16 protein-coding genes and 1 pseudogene are annotated in these 15027 nt (G+C 55.2%); 9 read left to right on the top strand and 8 right to left on the bottom strand.

Features of this window, described 5'->3' with window-relative positions; all coding sequences use genetic code 11:
• From phnT to phnV, 3 genes are read left to right on the top strand one after another with little or no spacing between them, the layout of a single operon-like run.
• Window positions 1-1110: a 2-aminoethylphosphonate ABC transport system ATP-binding subunit PhnT gene (gene phnT / locus EOS97_RS15795; RefSeq protein ID WP_000928791.1), complete on the top strand. Its 1110-nt coding sequence runs from the start codon at window positions 1-3 to the stop codon at window positions 1108-1110.
• A gap of 2 nt (window positions 1111-1112) precedes the next feature.
• Entirely contained in the window at window positions 1113-1973 is an 861-nt protein-coding gene (gene phnU / locus EOS97_RS15790; protein WP_001128373.1) for a 2-aminoethylphosphonate ABC transporter permease subunit, read from the top strand.
• A gap of 2 nt (window positions 1974-1975) precedes the next feature.
• A complete protein-coding gene (phnV, locus tag EOS97_RS15785; protein ID WP_000909793.1) occupies window positions 1976-2773 on the top strand; it encodes a 2-aminoethylphosphonate ABC transport system, membrane component PhnV in 798 nt (265 codons plus the stop codon).
• Between the two features lie 43 nt (window positions 2774-2816).
• Here phnV and thiI read toward each other — a convergent pair whose 3' ends face one another.
• Window positions 2817-4265: a tRNA uracil 4-sulfurtransferase ThiI gene (gene thiI / locus EOS97_RS15780; protein ID WP_000668648.1), complete on the bottom strand. Its 1449-nt coding sequence runs from the start codon at window positions 4263-4265 to the stop codon at window positions 2817-2819.
• A 209-nt stretch (window positions 4266-4474) separates the two neighbouring features.
• On the opposite strand from thiI, the gene xseB reads away from it, so the two are divergent.
• Genes xseB through EOS97_RS15760 form a run of 4 tightly spaced genes read left to right on the top strand, consistent with a single transcriptional unit; the run spans window position 4475 to window position 8534 of the window.
• Window positions 4475-4717 (top strand): exodeoxyribonuclease VII small subunit, encoded by a 243-nt coding sequence (gene xseB / locus EOS97_RS15775; protein ID WP_001124944.1) that lies wholly within the window; start codon window positions 4475-4477, stop codon window positions 4715-4717.
• Entirely contained in the window at window positions 4718-5617 is a 900-nt protein-coding gene (ispA, locus tag EOS97_RS15770; RefSeq protein ID WP_000348074.1) for a (2E,6E)-farnesyl diphosphate synthase, read from the top strand. It abuts the gene before it with no gap.
• Window positions 5618-5640: 23 nt separating this feature from the next.
• Window positions 5641-7503: a 1-deoxy-D-xylulose-5-phosphate synthase gene (gene dxs / locus EOS97_RS15765; RefSeq protein WP_000006783.1), complete on the top strand. Its 1863-nt coding sequence runs from the start codon at window positions 5641-5643 to the stop codon at window positions 7501-7503.
• A gap of 56 nt (window positions 7504-7559) precedes the next feature.
• Window positions 7560-8534 carry an aldo/keto reductase gene (locus EOS97_RS15760; RefSeq protein ID WP_001199862.1) on the top strand — a complete coding sequence of 325 codons (975 nt, stop codon included), beginning with the start codon at window positions 7560-7562 and terminating at the stop codon, window positions 8532-8534.
• 103 nt (window positions 8535-8637) lie between these two features.
• Here the strand turns inward: EOS97_RS15760 and pgpA are convergent, their stop codons facing one another.
• The 6 genes from pgpA to nrdR all read right to left on the bottom strand — a co-directional run bounded on the left by pgpA (window position 8638) and on the right by nrdR (window position 12748).
• Window positions 8638-9153, bottom strand: coding sequence for a phosphatidylglycerophosphatase A (gene pgpA, locus EOS97_RS15755; protein ID WP_000584834.1), 516 nt, complete (start codon window positions 9151-9153; stop codon window positions 8638-8640).
• Window positions 9131-10111, bottom strand: coding sequence for a thiamine-phosphate kinase (thiL, locus tag EOS97_RS15750; protein WP_000752133.1), 981 nt, complete (start codon window positions 10109-10111; stop codon window positions 9131-9133). Before thiL ends, pgpA begins: the two co-directional genes overlap by 23 nt.
• Before the next feature lie 81 nt (window positions 10112-10192).
• Entirely contained in the window at window positions 10193-10612 is a 420-nt protein-coding gene (nusB, locus tag EOS97_RS15745) for a transcription antitermination factor NusB (RefSeq protein ID WP_000801129.1), read from the bottom strand.
• A 20-nt stretch (window positions 10613-10632) separates the two neighbouring features.
• Window positions 10633-11103 (bottom strand): 6,7-dimethyl-8-ribityllumazine synthase, encoded by a 471-nt coding sequence (ribE, locus tag EOS97_RS15740; protein ID WP_001021372.1) that lies wholly within the window; start codon window positions 11101-11103, stop codon window positions 10633-10635.
• Window positions 11104-11191: 88 nt separating this feature from the next.
• On the bottom strand, window positions 11192-12295 hold the full coding sequence (gene ribD / locus EOS97_RS15735; protein ID WP_001150222.1) for a bifunctional diaminohydroxyphosphoribosylaminopyrimidine deaminase/5-amino-6-(5-phosphoribosylamino)uracil reductase RibD: 1104 nt from the start codon (window positions 12293-12295) through the stop codon (window positions 11192-11194).
• A 3-nt stretch (window positions 12296-12298) separates the two neighbouring features.
• Entirely contained in the window at window positions 12299-12748 is a 450-nt protein-coding gene (gene nrdR / locus EOS97_RS15730; RefSeq protein WP_000543533.1) for a transcriptional regulator NrdR, read from the bottom strand.
• Window positions 12749-12899: 151 nt separating this feature from the next.
• On the opposite strand from nrdR, the gene EOS97_RS15725 reads away from it, so the two are divergent.
• Together EOS97_RS15725 and EOS97_RS15720 are read left to right on the top strand one after the other, a co-directional pair.
• Window positions 12900-13439: a DUF3251 domain-containing protein gene (locus tag EOS97_RS15725; RefSeq protein WP_000198488.1), complete on the top strand. Its 540-nt coding sequence runs from the start codon at window positions 12900-12902 to the stop codon at window positions 13437-13439.
• 299 nt (window positions 13440-13738) lie between these two features.
• Window positions 13739-14601 (top strand): annotated as a pseudogene (locus EOS97_RS15720) (nucleoside-specific channel-forming protein Tsx).
• Between the two features lie 83 nt (window positions 14602-14684).
• Here the strand turns inward: EOS97_RS15720 and EOS97_RS15715 are convergent.
• Window positions 14685-14792 carry a type I toxin-antitoxin system toxin Ldr family protein gene (locus tag EOS97_RS15715; protein WP_000176312.1) on the bottom strand — a complete coding sequence of 36 codons (108 nt, stop codon included), beginning with the start codon at window positions 14790-14792 and terminating at the stop codon, window positions 14685-14687.
• Window positions 14793-15027 lie beyond the last annotated feature (235 nt).

Genomic DNA, 15027 nt, shown 5'->3' with positions numbered 1-15027 from the left:
ATGCTGATGAAAACGACCGCCGTTCACGCCCCTGCATCGCAGGGGACATCGGGGATAGTCCTCGACTCGCTGCGCGTTGCGTATCACGGCAACGTGGTGCTTAAACCGCTCTCTTTGACGATTGAACCTGGCGAAGTGCTGGCGCTGATTGGCCCATCAGGATCTGGAAAAACGACGGTGCTGCGTGCGGTTGCGGGCTTTGTGCAACCTGCAGGCGGTCGTATTCTGATTGGCGATACGGACGTCACCCATCTGCCACCCTATAAACGCGGGTTGGCGATGGTGGTGCAGAACTACGCCTTGTTCCCGCATCTGAAAGTGGAAGACAACGTCGCTTTTGGCCTGCGTGCGCAGAAGCAGCCAAAGGCGCTAATTAATGAGCGTGTAACGCAGGCGCTGAAAACGGTTGGCATGAGTGATTACGCCGCCCGTTATCCGCATCAACTTTCCGGCGGCCAGCAGCAACGCGTGGCCATCGCCCGCGCGATTGCCGTGCGCCCGCGCGTGCTGTTGCTGGATGAACCACTGTCAGCGCTGGACGCACAGATTCGTCATAATATGGTGGAAGAAATCGCCCGTCTTCACCGTGAGCTGCCGGAACTCACTATTCTCTACGTCACCCACGATCAAACGGAAGCGCTCACCCTGGCCGATAAAATCGGCATTATGAAGGATGGCTCGCTGATTGCTCACGGCGAAACCCGCGCGCTATATCAGCATCCGCCCAATCGTTTTGCCGCCGAATTCTTAGGTCGCGCCAATATTCTCTCCGCCATCGCGCTGGGGATAACGGAGGTTCCGGGGCTGGTGGACGTCAGCTGCGGCGGTGCGGTGATTCGCGCGTTCAGCCGGGGCAGCCACCACGGTTACAACAAACTGCTGTGCATTCGTCCTCAGCACCTCAGCCTGACGCCGCGTTCGGCCTACAGCAACCGCTTCACCGCCACACTGCAATCGGTGCACTGGCAGGGCGATTTAACCCATCTGTTGTGTGACGTTGCTGGCGAAACGGTGCGAATGGTGTTGACGCATGTCAATCCGCTGCCGCGCGTGGGCGACAAGCTGGCGCTGTGGTTCGAACCGGATGATGCGGTCCTGATTGAGGTATAACCATGCCACTCATTTTACCACTGGAAAAACCGGCGCTTAACCTACGCCCGCTGCTGTGGCTGCTGCTCCCGTTGCTGGTGCTGGCGACGCTGTTTTTCTGGCCTCTGTCGCTCATCGTTGAACAGGCGCTACGCGGTGCCAATGGCGAGATCGGGCTCGAGACCTTCCGCCAGGTGGTCGACTCGAAACGCTTTGTCGGCGCGTTGCTGAACACGTTGCAAATCGCCTTTTTCGCCACCGCCGGTTGCCTGCTGCTGGGCAGCGTGATGTCGCTGATTCTGGTGTTTATTCCTTTCCCCGGAAGCGAGTTGATTGGTCGGGTCGTCGATACTTTTATTGCGCTGCCGACCTTCCTGATTACGCTGGCGTTCACCTTTATTTATGGGTCAGCGGGTCTGCTCAACGGTACGCTGATGAGCCTGTTTGCCTTTGAGCTACCGCCGGTGGATTTTCTCTACTCGATGCAGGGCGTCATTCTGGCGGAGATCACGGTGTTCACTCCGCTGGTGATGCGGCCACTGATGGCCGCGCTGCGGCAAATTGATAAAAGCCAGCTAGAGGCAGCCAGCATTCTGGGGGCGCACCCGTTACGGGTGATTGGGCAGGTGATTTTCCCGGCGGCGCTACCGGCGCTGATGGCTGGTGGCAGCCTGTGCCTGCTGTTGACCACTAACGAGTTTGGCATCGTACTGTTTATTGGCGCGAAAGGGGTTAACACCCTGCCGATGATGGTTTACAGCAAAGCGATTCTGGAGTCCGACTATACGGTCGCCTGCATGATTGCGTTGATTAACATTGTCTTGTCGCTGGGGCTGTTCTCCCTCTATCGCCTGGCGGCATCGCGTACCGGCGTAAGGAGTTAGCCATGCTAATTTGGTCACCTAAAGGACGCGCAGCGGCGGGCGTTGTGGCTAGCGTACTGTTTATCGTGTTCTTTTTCCTGCCGCTGGCGGTGATTCTGATGTCCAGCCTTAGCCAGCAGTGGAACGGTATTCTGCCGAGTGGCTTCACGCTGAACCACTTTGTTAACGCTCTGCACGGTGCAGCATGGGATGCCCTACTTGCCAGCCTCACGATTGGCTTTTGCGCCAGCCTGTTTGCGCTGCTTTGCGGCGTTTGGGCGGCGCTGGCGCTGCGTCAATATGGGGTGAAAACGCAGAAATGGTTAAGTATGGTGTTCTATCTGCCGAGTGCGATTCCGTCTGTGTCCGTGGGCCTGGGCATTCTGGTTGCTTTCAGCCAGGGGCCATTGCAAATGAACGGCACCCTATGGATTGTGCTGACAGCGCACTTTGTGCTGATTTCCGCCTTTACCTTCAGTAACGTGTCGACCGGACTGGCGCGAATTTCCGCCGATATTGAAAACGTCGCGTCGAGTCTGGGGGCATCGCCCTGGTATCGTCTGCGTCACGTGACGTTGCCGTTATTGATGCCGTGGATGGTGTCAGCGCTGGCGCTGAGTTTATCGCTCTCCATGGGGGAGTTGGGCGCGACGATGATGATTTATCCGCCGGGCTGGACGACGCTGCCGGTGGCTATCTTCAGCCTGACCGACCGTGGAAATATCGCCGACGGCGCGGCGCTGACCATTGTGCTGGTGGCCATTACGCTGCTGCTGATGATGAAGCTGGAGCGCATTGCAAAACGGTTGGGGCAGAAATAAAACGGTAGGCCGGGTAGGACATAGCCGCCACCCGGCAAAGGAATTACGGACGATACACCTTCACATTGGCAAACCCCTGCTCGCGCAGATAGAGCGCCTGCAGGCGACTCATTACGCCGCGTTCGCACCATAGCAGCCAGGTTTTGCTCTGATCGAGGTCGCCAAATTTAGTGCTCAGCTTGTAGAAAGGCAGCGAAACCACGTCGACGCCTTCCACTTTCAGCGGCTTGTCATCCTGCTCGTCGACAGAACGGATATCCAGAATCACATCGTTGGCGCCAAAACCGCTCACGGTTTCTACTTCCACCACCTCCTGCTGGGTCTGCTGGGCGATTTCACGAATATCGACGTTGTTCGCTTCTTCGACCACCTTATCGAGAATACTGAAGTCGAAATTTTCTTCTTCGGCTTCAATTTTCGCTTTAATGGCTTTCACCGTCGGACTTTTTGAAATCACGCCACAGTATTCCGGCATCGTACGGGCAAAATCTTCCGTACCAATCTGGCGCGCCAGGTTGATAATGTGCTCTTTATCGTAAGAGATCAGCGGGCGCAGGATCAGCGTGTCAGACACGTTATCGATCAAGCGCAAATTGGTTAGCGTCTGGCTGGACACCTGGCCCAGCGCTTCGCCGGTCACCAGCGCCTGTACGCCGTAACGTTCCGCTACTTTCGACGCCGCGCGTACCATCATACGTTTGAGCACCACGCCCATCTGGCCGTCGTCAACTTTCTCCAGAATCTCGCCGACCACCGGTTCGAAGTTAATCGCCACAAAACGCACGCGATGGGAGCTGCCAAAGCGGTTCCACAGGTAATGCGCCACCTGGCGAACGCCGATTTCATGCGCCGCGCCGCCAAGGTTAAAGAAGCAGTAGTGTACGCGGCAGCCGCGACGCATCAGCATATAGCTGGAGACGCCGGAGTCAAAACCGCCGGAGATCAGCGACAGCACGTCTTCCTGGGTGCCAATCGGGAAACCGCCAATACCTTCATAACGCCCTTTGATCAACAGCAGGCGATCATCTTCCACTTCCAGATGCACCGTCACATCCGGGTTAGTGAGCTTCACGCGCGCCGATTCAATATGCTGATTTAATCCGCCGCCGACATAGCGCTCCACCTCAATGGAACTAAACTCATGCTTACCGCGACGTTTTACGCGCACGCAGAAGGTTTTACCTTCAAGCTGCTCGCGATACTGCGCCAACGCTTTCTCGAAAATGTCGTGCATATCGGTGAACGGCACATCTTCGACTTCAAGAATATGGTGAATCCCCGGAATGCGGGTCAGCGCGTCGCGAATCGCCAGACGCTGGTTTTCATCTTTGGCGCGAACTTCAATGTTATCCCAGTGACGGACAACCGCGAGGGTCTCATCGTAGTGCTTTAAAACGTTACGGATGTTCCCGGTTAAAATTTTTATAAAGCGCAAACGCACAGATTGGCTTTTGATAGTGATTTCCGGGAACAATTTAATGATAAACTTCATGGCGGCAATGGTTCTTTAGCAAGCAATCTAAGGCTTGTCGTGGAGAAATAGTACAGCAGCCCATACCTACGGCTGCATCCAGGCGCGGAAGTATATCACTATCACGGACATCTTGCGCATTTCCCCTTACCATTGCGCGTTATTTGCTTATCAGTGTGAGTCCGTTACCATAGACTTGTGCTGCCATTACAGAGAGTCAAACAGTCATCATGCCGAAGAAAAATGAGGCGCCCGCCAGCTTTGAAACTGCGCTGAGCGAGCTGGAACATATTGTTACCCGCCTGGAAAGCGGCGATTTGCCGCTGGAAGACGCGCTGAATGAATTCGAGCGCGGCGTACAACTGGCGCGTCAGGGGCAGGCAAAACTGCAGCAGGCGGAACAGCGCGTGCAAATTTTGCTGTCTGATAATGAAGAGGCTTCACCTGAGCCTTTTATCGCGGATAATGAGTAAATGGACTTTACGCAGCAGCTACAGGCTTGCGTAACGCAAGCGAATCAGGCGCTGAGCCGTTTTATCGCGCCACTGCCCTTTCAGAACACTCCCGTGGTCGAAGCCATGCAGTATGGCGCATTATTAGGCGGTAAACGCCTGCGGCCATTTCTGGTTTACGCCACCGGTCAAATGTTTGGCGTCAGTACGGCAACGCTGGATGCGCCAGCTGCGGCGGTCGAATGCATTCATGCCTATTCGCTGATCCATGACGACCTGCCAGCAATGGACGATGACGATTTGCGTCGCGGCCTGCCGACTTGCCATATTAAATTTGGCGAAGCCAACGCAATCCTGGCGGGAGACGCGTTGCAGACGCTGGCGTTTGCCATTATCAGCGACGCGCCGATGCCGGAAGTCGCCGATCGCGATCGTATCGCGATGATCGCCGAACTGGCAAACGCCAGCGGTATCGCCGGTATGTGCGGCGGTCAGGCATTGGATCTGGCGGCAGAAGGCCAGCGGATCACTCTGGACGCGCTGGAACGCATTCATCGCCATAAGACCGGCGCGCTCATTCGCGCCGCCGTTAGACTTGGCGCGTTGAGCGCGGGCGATAAAGGACGGAATACTCTGCCGATACTTGACCGCTATGCAGAGAGTATCGGCCTTGCCTTCCAGGTTCAGGATGACATTCTGGATGTGGTGGGCGATACTGCAACGTTAGGTAAACGTCAGGGCGCAGACCAGCAGCTTGGCAAAAGTACCTACCCTGCACTTCTGGGTCTTGAGCAAGCCCGGAATAAAGCCCGGGACCTGATAGAGGACGCCCGTCAGTCGTTACATCAGCTGGCCGCGCAATCACTGGACACCTCGGCACTGGAAGCGCTAGCGAACTACATAATCCAGCGTGATAAATAAACCCCATATCCAATGAGCTTGCGATGAGTTTTGATATAGCCAAATACCCTACCCTGGCATTGGTCGACTCCACCCAGGAGTTACGACTGTTACCGAAAGAGAGTCTGCCGAAACTCTGCGACGAGCTACGCCGCTACTTACTCGACAGCGTAAGCCGTTCCAGCGGGCACTTCGCTTCCGGGCTGGGCACGGTAGAACTTACCGTGGCGCTGCATTATGTCTACAACACCCCGTTTGACCAGCTAATCTGGGATGTTGGACACCAGGCTTATCCACATAAAATCCTTACCGGTCGTCGCGACAAAATCGGCACCATTCGCCAGAAAGGCGGTCTGCACCCGTTCCCGTGGCGCGGAGAAAGCGAATACGATGTGCTGAGCGTTGGGCATTCCTCCACCTCCATCAGCGCCGGTATCGGTATTGCCGTAGCGGCGGAGAAAGAAGGCAAAGATCGCCGCACCGTCTGTGTGATTGGCGACGGCGCCATCACCGCCGGTATGGCGTTTGAAGCAATGAATCACGCAGGCGATATCCGGCCCGACATGCTGGTCATTCTGAACGACAATGAAATGTCGATTTCGGAAAACGTCGGCGCGCTCAACAACCATCTGGCGCAGCTACTTTCCGGTAAGCTTTACTCTTCTCTGCGCGAAGGCGGAAAAAAGGTCTTCTCCGGCGTACCGCCAATTAAAGAACTGCTCAAGCGTACCGAAGAACATATTAAAGGCATGGTTGTGCCGGGCACACTGTTCGAAGAGCTGGGCTTTAACTACATCGGGCCGGTCGATGGTCACGATGTCATGGGGCTTATCAGCACATTGAAGAACATGCGCGACCTGAAAGGCCCGCAGTTCCTGCATATCATGACCAAGAAAGGCCGCGGCTATGAGCCCGCGGAAAAAGATCCGATCACTTTCCATGCGGTGCCTAAATTTGATCCTTCCAGCGGATGTTTGCCGAAAAGCAGCGGCGGTCTGCCAGGTTATTCAAAAATCTTCGGTGACTGGCTGTGTGAAACCGCCGCCAAAGACAGCAAGCTGATGGCGATCACCCCGGCAATGCGCGAAGGTTCCGGCATGGTGGAATTTTCACGTAAATTCCCGGATCGCTATTTTGACGTCGCCATCGCCGAGCAGCATGCCGTCACCTTCGCCGCAGGTCTGGCGATTGGCGGCTATAAGCCCGTCGTGGCGATCTACTCTACTTTCCTGCAACGCGCCTACGATCAGGTTATCCATGACGTCGCTATCCAGAAACTGCCGGTCATGTTCGCCATCGATCGCGCCGGTATCGTTGGCGCGGATGGACAAACGCACCAGGGCGCGTTCGATCTCTCCTATCTGCGCTGCATCCCGGATATGGTGATCATGACGCCAAGTGACGAAAACGAATGTCGCCAGATGTTATTTACCGGGTATCACTATAACGACGGCCCGACGGCAGTACGTTATCCACGCGGTAATGCGCAGGGCGTGGCGCTAACCCCGCTGGAAAAACTGCCTATTGGTAAAGGCGTTGTGAAGCGTCATGGCGAAAAACTGGCGATTCTGAACTTTGGCACCTTAATACCAGAGGCGGCGAAAGTCGCCGAAGCGTTGAACGCCACGCTGGTCGACATGCGCTTTGTTAAACCGCTGGACGACACGTTAATTCTGGAGATGGCCACGCAGCATGACGCGCTGGTGACGCTGGAAGAAAACGCCATTATGGGCGGCGCTGGCAGCGGCGTAAACGAAGTGCTAATGGCCCATCGTAAACCTGTACCTGTGCTGAATATCGGTCTTCCGGATTTCTTTATCCCGCAAGGAACGCAGGAAGAAGCCCGCGCGGAACTGGGGCTCGACGCCGCAGGCATTGAAGCCAAAATCAAGGCCTGGCAGGCATAATCCCCTCTTTGCTCCTGCTATGCTTAAAGAGTGACGGGTATAACAGGAGCGGAGTCATGCAATACAACACGTTAGGAAATACAGATCTTCGGGTGTCCCGCCTTTGTCTGGGCTGTATGACATTCGGCGAGCCGAGTCGCGGCAATCACGCCTGGACGCTTCCCGAAGAGAGCAGCCGTCCCATCATCAAGCGCGCCCTTGAGGGCGGCATTAACTTTTTTGATACCGCCAACAGCTATTCCGACGGCAGCAGCGAAGAGATTGTCGGCCGCGCGCTGCGTGATTTCGCCCGGCGCGACGAGGTGGTGGTAGCGACGAAAGTCTTCCATCGCGTCGGCGATCTGCCGGAAGGATTGTCCCGCGCGCAAATCCTGCGCTCTATTGACGATAGCCTCACCCGTCTGGGAATGGAGTATGTCGATATCCTGCAAATCCACCGCTGGGATTACACCACGCCGATAGAAGAAACTCTGGAAGCGCTAAACGACGTGGTGAAGGCGGGTAAAGCCCGCTATATCGGCGCTTCCTCAATGCACGCCTCACAATTTGCCCAGGCGCTGGCGCTACAAAAACAACACGGCTGGGCGCCGTTTGTCACCATGCAGGATCACTATAACCTGATCTACCGCGAGGAAGAGCGTGAGATGCTACCGCTGTGCTGGCAGGAAGGCGTCGCCGTGATTCCGTGGAGCCCGCTGGCGCGCGGGCGCTTAACTCGCCCCTGGGGAGAAAACACGGCCCGGCTGGTCTCGGATGACGTGGGCAAAAATTTATACGCTGAAAGCGATAAAAATGATGCGCAAATAGCGGAACGGCTGGCTGGCGTCAGCGAGGCGCTTGGCGCAACGCGAGCGCAGGTCGCGCTGGCCTGGCTACTCAGTAAACGAGGCGTCGCCGCGCCGATTATCGGCGCTTCGCGTGAAGAGCAGTTAGATGAGTTGCTGAATGCCGTTGATTTAACGCTCAAACCGGAGCAGATTGCCGAACTCGAAACACCGTACAAACAGCATCCGGTGGTGGGATTTAAATAATCCGCCATTGCCCGATGGCGCGGCGCTTATCGGGCCTGTGAAATCGACATATTGTTCGGGGGTAGGCCGGATAAGGCGTTTACGCCGCCATCCGGCAAACCCTTTAAATAATACCGAGCGGCCAGTGATGACCGATAAAATACAGTATGCCGGCGGATATCACCCCGGCGACTATATCATCGATCATAATCCCCATGCCGCCGTGCACGTTGCGATCAAACCAACGGATCGGCCAGGGTTTCCACATATCCAGAATGCGGAAAATAACGAACCCGGCTGCCACCCACTGCCAGTCCGTCGTCGGCAACGCCATTAGCGTTATCCACATACCGATAAATTCATCCCAGACAATACTGCCGTGGTCGTGTATGCCCATATCTTTCGCCGTCTGATGGCAAAGATAAACGCCAATGCAGATCCCAAACATCACGACCAGCGAATAAAGCTGCCACGGCAGAAACGTCATCAAATACCAGAAGGGGATCGCCGCCAGCGAGCCCATCGTGCCCGGCACCACGGGGCTCAGCCCGCTGCCAAAGCCGGTAGCGAGCAGATGCCACGGATTGCGCAAATTCAGGCGGCTTTTCGCAACATCTTTATGGCGTGGCAAAATGATCATATCCTTTCCAGTCAAAAGTGACAGGTTCTCCGTCACGCACAAAGGCGATCCCTTCGATATCCGCCGTCATTTGCCCGATACAGGTAAACGGCACGCCCAGATGACCAAGCGCGACATCCAGCGCGCCACGGTTCAGCTCCGGGACGGTAAAGCACAGTTCATAATCTTCGCCGCCGGATAACATCCAGCGAAGCTTTTGTTCGGGATCATTGGCATGTCCCCACAGTTCTTCGGAGTCAGGCAGCGCCTCCAAATCGATTCGCGCGCCGCAGTTGCTGGCTTGAAGAATGTGACCAAGATCGGAGATCAAACCGTCGGAAAGATCGATCGCCGAACTGGCGAGATCGCGTAGCGCCTGCCCTTGTAAAATACGCGGCGTCGGGCGCAGATGGCGTTTGACCAGATAGTCGGCATCCCCCCAGCTTCCCACGCGAAAATCACCCCGTAGAATCGCCAGCCCGGCAGCGCTATCGCCCAACGTGCCAGTAACATAAATCCAGTCGCCCGGTTTTGCGCCAGAACGTTTCAGCGCCCGGCCGGCTGGCACAAGGCCATGAATACCGAGCGTCATCGACAGCGGGCCGCGCGTGGTATCGCCGCCAATGAGCTGCATGTCGTAGTAATCCAGTTGTTCAAACAGGCTGTCGCTGAACGCGGCAAGCCACGCCTCATCGACGTCAGGAAGCGTGAGCGCCAGCGTTAACCATGCCGGATCGGCGCCCATCGCCGCCAGATCGCTTAAATTCACCGCCAGCGCTTTATACGCCAGATCGGCAGGATCGATATCGGGTAAGAAATGGATGCCCGCCACCAGCGTATCGGTACTGATCGCCAGGGTCTGTTTTTCAGGAATATTCAGGAGCGCGCAATCGTCGCCAATACCGGTTTCAACATCAAGACGAGAGCTTCTTACACGGTCAAAATAACGGGCAATCAGGGAAAACTCGCCACATGCCATACGTTATGCCTCAGCAGAAAAAAAGAAAAGGCCGGAGACGGCGGGTATCATCCATCGCCCGCTATCTTTCCGGCCTGTGAATCACTTTTTGTTGGGACGAATCACCGGAGCTGCTTTATCCAGTACGCCGTTGACGAATTTGTGGCTGTCTTCAGCGCCAAAGGTTTTCGCCAGTTCAATCGCTTCGTTGATGGCCACTTTATAAGGCACATCGCTGCGTTTTGACAGCTCAAACAACGCAATACGCAGCACGGCTTTTTCAACCTGTCCCAGCTCTTCAAGCAGGCGGGACAGATACGGTTTCATTAAACCATCCAGGTACGCGCTGTTAGTCGCCACCCCGGATAGCAGTTCACGGAAATAGAGAACGTCGACGTCTTTTACGTCCTGTTCCGCCAGGAACTGGTATTCAACATCAGCGATGTCGTTCTGGGACAACTGCCAGGAGTAAAGCGCCTGGACGGCACACTCACGGGCGCGGCGACGAGCAGCAGGTTTCACGGAATTCCCCTTACAAAAAATCAGGCCTTAATGGCTTTCAATACATTAATCATTTCAAGCGCGGTCAGCGCAGCTTCTGCGCCTTTATTACCGGCTTTTGTACCAGCACGTTCGATGGCTTGTTCAATACTCTCGGTGGTCAGAACACCAAAGGCTACCGGCACGCCGCTGTCCTGGGCAACGCTTGCCAGGCCATTGCTGGCGCCGCCTGCCACATATTCAAAGTGCGCAGTCCCCCCGCGAATCACGGTTCCCAGCGCAACCACGGCGTCATATTTACCGCTTTTCGCCAGCGCTTCGGTCGCCAGCGGCAGTTCATAGGCGCCAGGCACCCACACTACGGTAATATTATCATCTTTTACCTGACCAATACGCGTCAGGGCATCAACCGCGCCATCCAGCAGGCTGTCGTTGATAAACTGATTGAAACGCGCAATAGTGATGGCGACACGAGCGTCAGGGGCTGCAACGTTAGCTTTAATAATGTTCATATTCTCTCTTCCAGGGTTCATTTGGCCCCGCAGGGGGGCGGATTTTATCATAATAATTTGAGCGCTGCTCCCCTTTCGACGGGAGAACTCATGCGCTCACCATATGCAGGCAAACATCCGGGCCGACATGACGTATTTCGCTGAAGGTAAATTGCGGCGCGTCGGCGAGCTTCTCAAGCCCCGGCAATTCGCATAATCCCCGCGCCTGGGTTCCCAACAATTTAGGCGCGACATAGACAATCAGTTCATCCACCAGCCCGGCTTGCAGCAACGCGCCCGCCAGTCCCGGTCCGGCTTCAACCCATATGCTATTAATCTGCTGCCTGCCTAACTGCATCATCAGTACAACCAGATCCAAATGTCCGTTGTGCGCCGGCACGCTGATAGTACGAACCGAATCGGGCCACGTGCGGCTATCTTCCTGGGTACGCGCAATCCACGTTTCACCAGGCTGCTGCACAATACGATGCGCAGGCGTTACCCGGTTTTGGCTGTCGATAACAATTCGCACCGGCTGGCGCAGATTTTCCTGCGGGTAAGACGCCTGCGTAGAGGCGTCTAACTCCGTCCAACGCACCGTCAAGGCCGGATCGTCAGCCAATACCGTCGCGCTACTGGTTAAGATAGCGTGACTTTGCGCACGCAAGCGCTGAACGTCACGCCGGGCCTGCGGCGAGGTGATCCACTGGCTTTCGCCGCTGGCCATCGCCGTCCGTCCATCCACGGAGGCGCCCAGTTTAAGCTGAAGATAAGGGAATCCGGTACGCATCCGCTTGAGGAAGCCTTTATTGAGCGCCTCCGCTTCACTCATCATTAACCCGTGGCTGACCGCAATACCCGCCTGTTGCAGGCGATACAGCCCGCGCCCGGCGACCTGTGGGTTCGGGTCCTGCATCGCGGCGACCACGCGCGCGACGCCGGCCGCAATCAGCGCATCGCAACATGGCGGCGTTCGCCCATGATGGCTACAGGGTTCAAGCGTGACATAGGCGGTTGCGCCTTTGGCTTTTGCGCCCGCCATCCGCAGCGCATGGACCTCGGCGTGCGGCTCTCCGGCGCGATGGTGATAACCTTCGCCGACGATGTCGCCATTGTTAACAATGACACAGCCGACATTAGGGTTCGGGTGAGTGGTGAAACGTCCACGCTGCGCCAGTTTGAGCGCTCGCGCCATGTAAAACTCATCCTGCATGGCTTAGTCCTGTAGGCGAGCGATTTCTTCGCCAAAGTCTTTGATATCTTCGAAACTGCGATAGACGGAGGCAAAGCGAATATACGCGACTTTATCGAGTTTTTTCAGCTGCTCCATGACCAGGTTGCCAATCATCTTGCTGGGAACTTCACGCTCCCCAGTGGCTCGTAATTGTGACTTAATATGGTTCAATGCCATTTCAACATCATCTGCGCTGACGGGTCTTTTTTCCAGCGCTCTCAACATGCCGCTACGCAGCTTATCCTCATTAAAGGGTTCGCGCACATCGTTGCTTTTTATCACGCGCGGCATGACCAGTTCAGCCACTTCAAAGGTCGTAAAGCGTTCATTACACACCAGACACTGCCGACGGCGGCGCACGGACGAGCCCTCGCCTACAAGACGAGAGTCAATGACTTTGGTATCTACGGCGAAACAAAATGGGCAATGCATACGGCGTCCTGACCAGATGATTTAGAAAACACTATTTTACCCTGAACTGGCGCGACAACAAAGGCGGAGCGCTTTTGAGATAAAGGATCGGTGCCTTTGTGCGTATAGCGCACTACCATTACGCTATCGGACCACGAAGGAAATGATCGACATGACAAGACGTTACCTAAGAATTCTCCTGGTGGGAAGTCTCTTGAGCCTGACCGCCTGCGCGCCGCAGAGCGAAGTTCGCCAGATGCATCAAAGCATTAGCACCCTGAATAAAGAGATGACCCAACTGAATCAGGAAACGGTAAAAATTACCCAACAAAATAAGCTGAATGCGGAGTCAACCCGCGGCGTCTATTTGTTGCCTGGCGCCAATACGCCTGCCCGGCTGGAGAGTCAGATCGGTACGCTACGTATGACGTTGCTGGAGATTACGCCTGTCGCAGACGGCGCTCACGCAACGTTACGCATTCAGGGCGAGTCCCGCGATCCGCTGCCGGCATTCAGCGCTACCGTAGAGTACGGGCAACTTCAGGGCACTACGGAGAACTATCAGGAGGTGAATGCACAGAGCCTTCTGGTAAATGCCCCTGCCAGTTTGCTGGCGCCCAGTGATGTCAATATTTCGTTACCGTTGAAGGGGATCACACCGGCGCAGTTAGGCTTCATTCGCATCCATGATATTCAGCCTGTTAATCAATAAACGTTCTGGCGGAGCGTTTTGTGCGTTCCGCAACATCCCCTGCGCGACTTTTGTTGCCCTACTGACATTTCCGTAATTTATGACACGGATTGTTAATATTCATGAAAGATAGTACTGTCGCCGCGTCTAAAATGCGCAAACGTGAACGCAATCGATTACGTAAATGATAGATATGTGAAACAAGACATATTTTTGTGAGCAATGATTTTTATAATAGGCTCCGCAGAAACACGAAATATTTAGAAACGCAAATTGCGTTCTTTTCACTCCCGTAAGGGATTTCAAACAGTGGCATACATATGAAAAAAACTTTACTCGCAGTCAGCGCAGCGCTGGCGCTCACCTCATCTTTTACTGCTAACGCAGCAGAAAATGATCAGCCGCAGTATTTGTCCGACTGGTGGCACCAGAGCGTAAACGTGGTAGGCAGCTACCATACCCGTTTCTCGCCGAAATTGAACAACGACGTCTATCTGAATATGAAGCATTTGCCAAAAAAGACTGGTTTGATTTCTACGGCTATATCGATATTCCCAAAACCTTTGATTGGGGTAACGGCAACGATAAAGGTATCTGGTCCGACGGTTCTCCGCTGTTCATGGAAATCGAGCCGCGTTTCTCGATTGATAAGCTGACCGGCGCAGACCTGAGCTTCGGCCCGTTTAAAGAGTGGTATTTCGCCAACAACTACATCTACGATATGGGCGATAACAAAGCCAGCCGCCAGAGCACGTGGTATATGGGTCTGGGGACCGATATCGACACCGGCCTGCCGATGGGCCTGTCGCTGAACGTGTATGCGAAATATCAGTGGCAAAACTACGGCGCTTCCAATGAAAACGAATGGGACGGCTACCGTTTCAAAGTGAAATACTTCGTCCCCATCACCGATCTGTGGGGCGGTAAACTGAGCTATATCGGCTTTACCAACTTTGACTGGGGATCTGATTTAGGCGACGATCCGAACCGTACCAGCAACTCCATCGCTTCCAGCCATATCCTGGCGCTGAACTACGATCACTGGCACTACTCGGTCGTTGCGCGTTACTTCCATAACGGCGGACAGTGGCAGAATGGCGCAAAACTGAACTGGGGCGACGGCGATTTCAGCGCGAAATCTACCGGCTGGGGCGGCTACCTGGTCGTGGGTTATAACTTCTAAACCTGCAAAAAAGGCCAGAGGTCGCCCTCTGGCCCGTTTCGGGCGCATGCTGCCATGCGGCGGCGAGTCGCGCCCACTTCACATTACTTCCGGCGATGCCACCAGCCTAAAAACAGACCTGTCGCAATCCCGACCAGCGTTGGTGCCGCCAGATCGTGCCAGATAGTAATGCTCAACTCTGTGAGCGTCATATTGCCGCCTTTGTTGCAATGGCAACGGTTCGCGGCTATCCTCAACTTGTCTAGGGTCAAGTTAGCCCCCGTAATGTTGCCGGTGAATACCGAACAATGTGCGGGGGTTTTCTCTTTCCAGCGACAAGGCCACCGGGGATCAAGCCCCCGCAACATTGCGCCTCACCGGGTTGCCCCGGCTTACCGCTGATTCTATTCTGCTCGCCAGTATCGGCAGGACTTAAAAACAAAAAAA

The organism is Salmonella sp. SSDFZ54, from assembly GCF_004010735.1.
GTDB lineage: Bacteria > Pseudomonadota > Gammaproteobacteria > Enterobacterales > Enterobacteriaceae > Salmonella > Salmonella enterica.
The sequence above is the reverse complement of the archived record's forward strand: the minus strand, read 5'-3'. Positions and strand labels throughout refer to the sequence as shown.

Excerpts from the sequence above, each read along its gene's own strand:
- phnT (WP_000928791.1), top strand. The coding sequence starts at position 1 with ATGCTGATGAAAACGACCGCCGTTCACGCCCCTGCATCGCAGGGGACA.
- phnU (WP_001128373.1), top strand. The coding sequence starts at position 1,113 with ATGCCACTCATTTTACCACTGGAAAAACCGGCGCTTAACCTACGCCCG.
- phnV (WP_000909793.1), top strand. The coding sequence starts at position 1,976 with ATGCTAATTTGGTCACCTAAAGGACGCGCAGCGGCGGGCGTTGTGGCT.
- thiI (WP_000668648.1), bottom strand. The coding sequence starts at position 4,265 with ATGAAGTTTATCATTAAATTGTTCCCGGAAATCACTATCAAAAGCCAA.
- xseB (WP_001124944.1), top strand. The coding sequence starts at position 4,475 with ATGCCGAAGAAAAATGAGGCGCCCGCCAGCTTTGAAACTGCGCTGAGC.
- ispA (WP_000348074.1), top strand. The coding sequence starts at position 4,718 with ATGGACTTTACGCAGCAGCTACAGGCTTGCGTAACGCAAGCGAATCAG.
- dxs (WP_000006783.1), top strand. The coding sequence starts at position 5,641 with ATGAGTTTTGATATAGCCAAATACCCTACCCTGGCATTGGTCGACTCC.
- EOS97_RS15760 (WP_001199862.1), top strand. The coding sequence starts at position 7,560 with ATGCAATACAACACGTTAGGAAATACAGATCTTCGGGTGTCCCGCCTT.
- pgpA (WP_000584834.1), bottom strand. The coding sequence starts at position 9,153 with ATGATCATTTTGCCACGCCATAAAGATGTTGCGAAAAGCCGCCTGAAT.
- thiL (WP_000752133.1), bottom strand. The coding sequence starts at position 10,111 with ATGGCATGTGGCGAGTTTTCCCTGATTGCCCGTTATTTTGACCGTGTA.
- ribE (WP_001021372.1), bottom strand. The coding sequence starts at position 11,103 with ATGAACATTATTAAAGCTAACGTTGCAGCCCCTGACGCTCGTGTCGCC.
- ribD (WP_001150222.1), bottom strand. The coding sequence starts at position 12,295 with ATGCAGGATGAGTTTTACATGGCGCGAGCGCTCAAACTGGCGCAGCGT.
- nrdR (WP_000543533.1), bottom strand. The coding sequence starts at position 12,748 with ATGCATTGCCCATTTTGTTTCGCCGTAGATACCAAAGTCATTGACTCT.
- EOS97_RS15725 (WP_000198488.1), top strand. The coding sequence starts at position 12,900 with ATGACAAGACGTTACCTAAGAATTCTCCTGGTGGGAAGTCTCTTGAGC.
- EOS97_RS15715 (WP_000176312.1), bottom strand. The coding sequence starts at position 14,792 with ATGACGCTCACAGAGTTGAGCATTACTATCTGGCACGATCTGGCGGCA.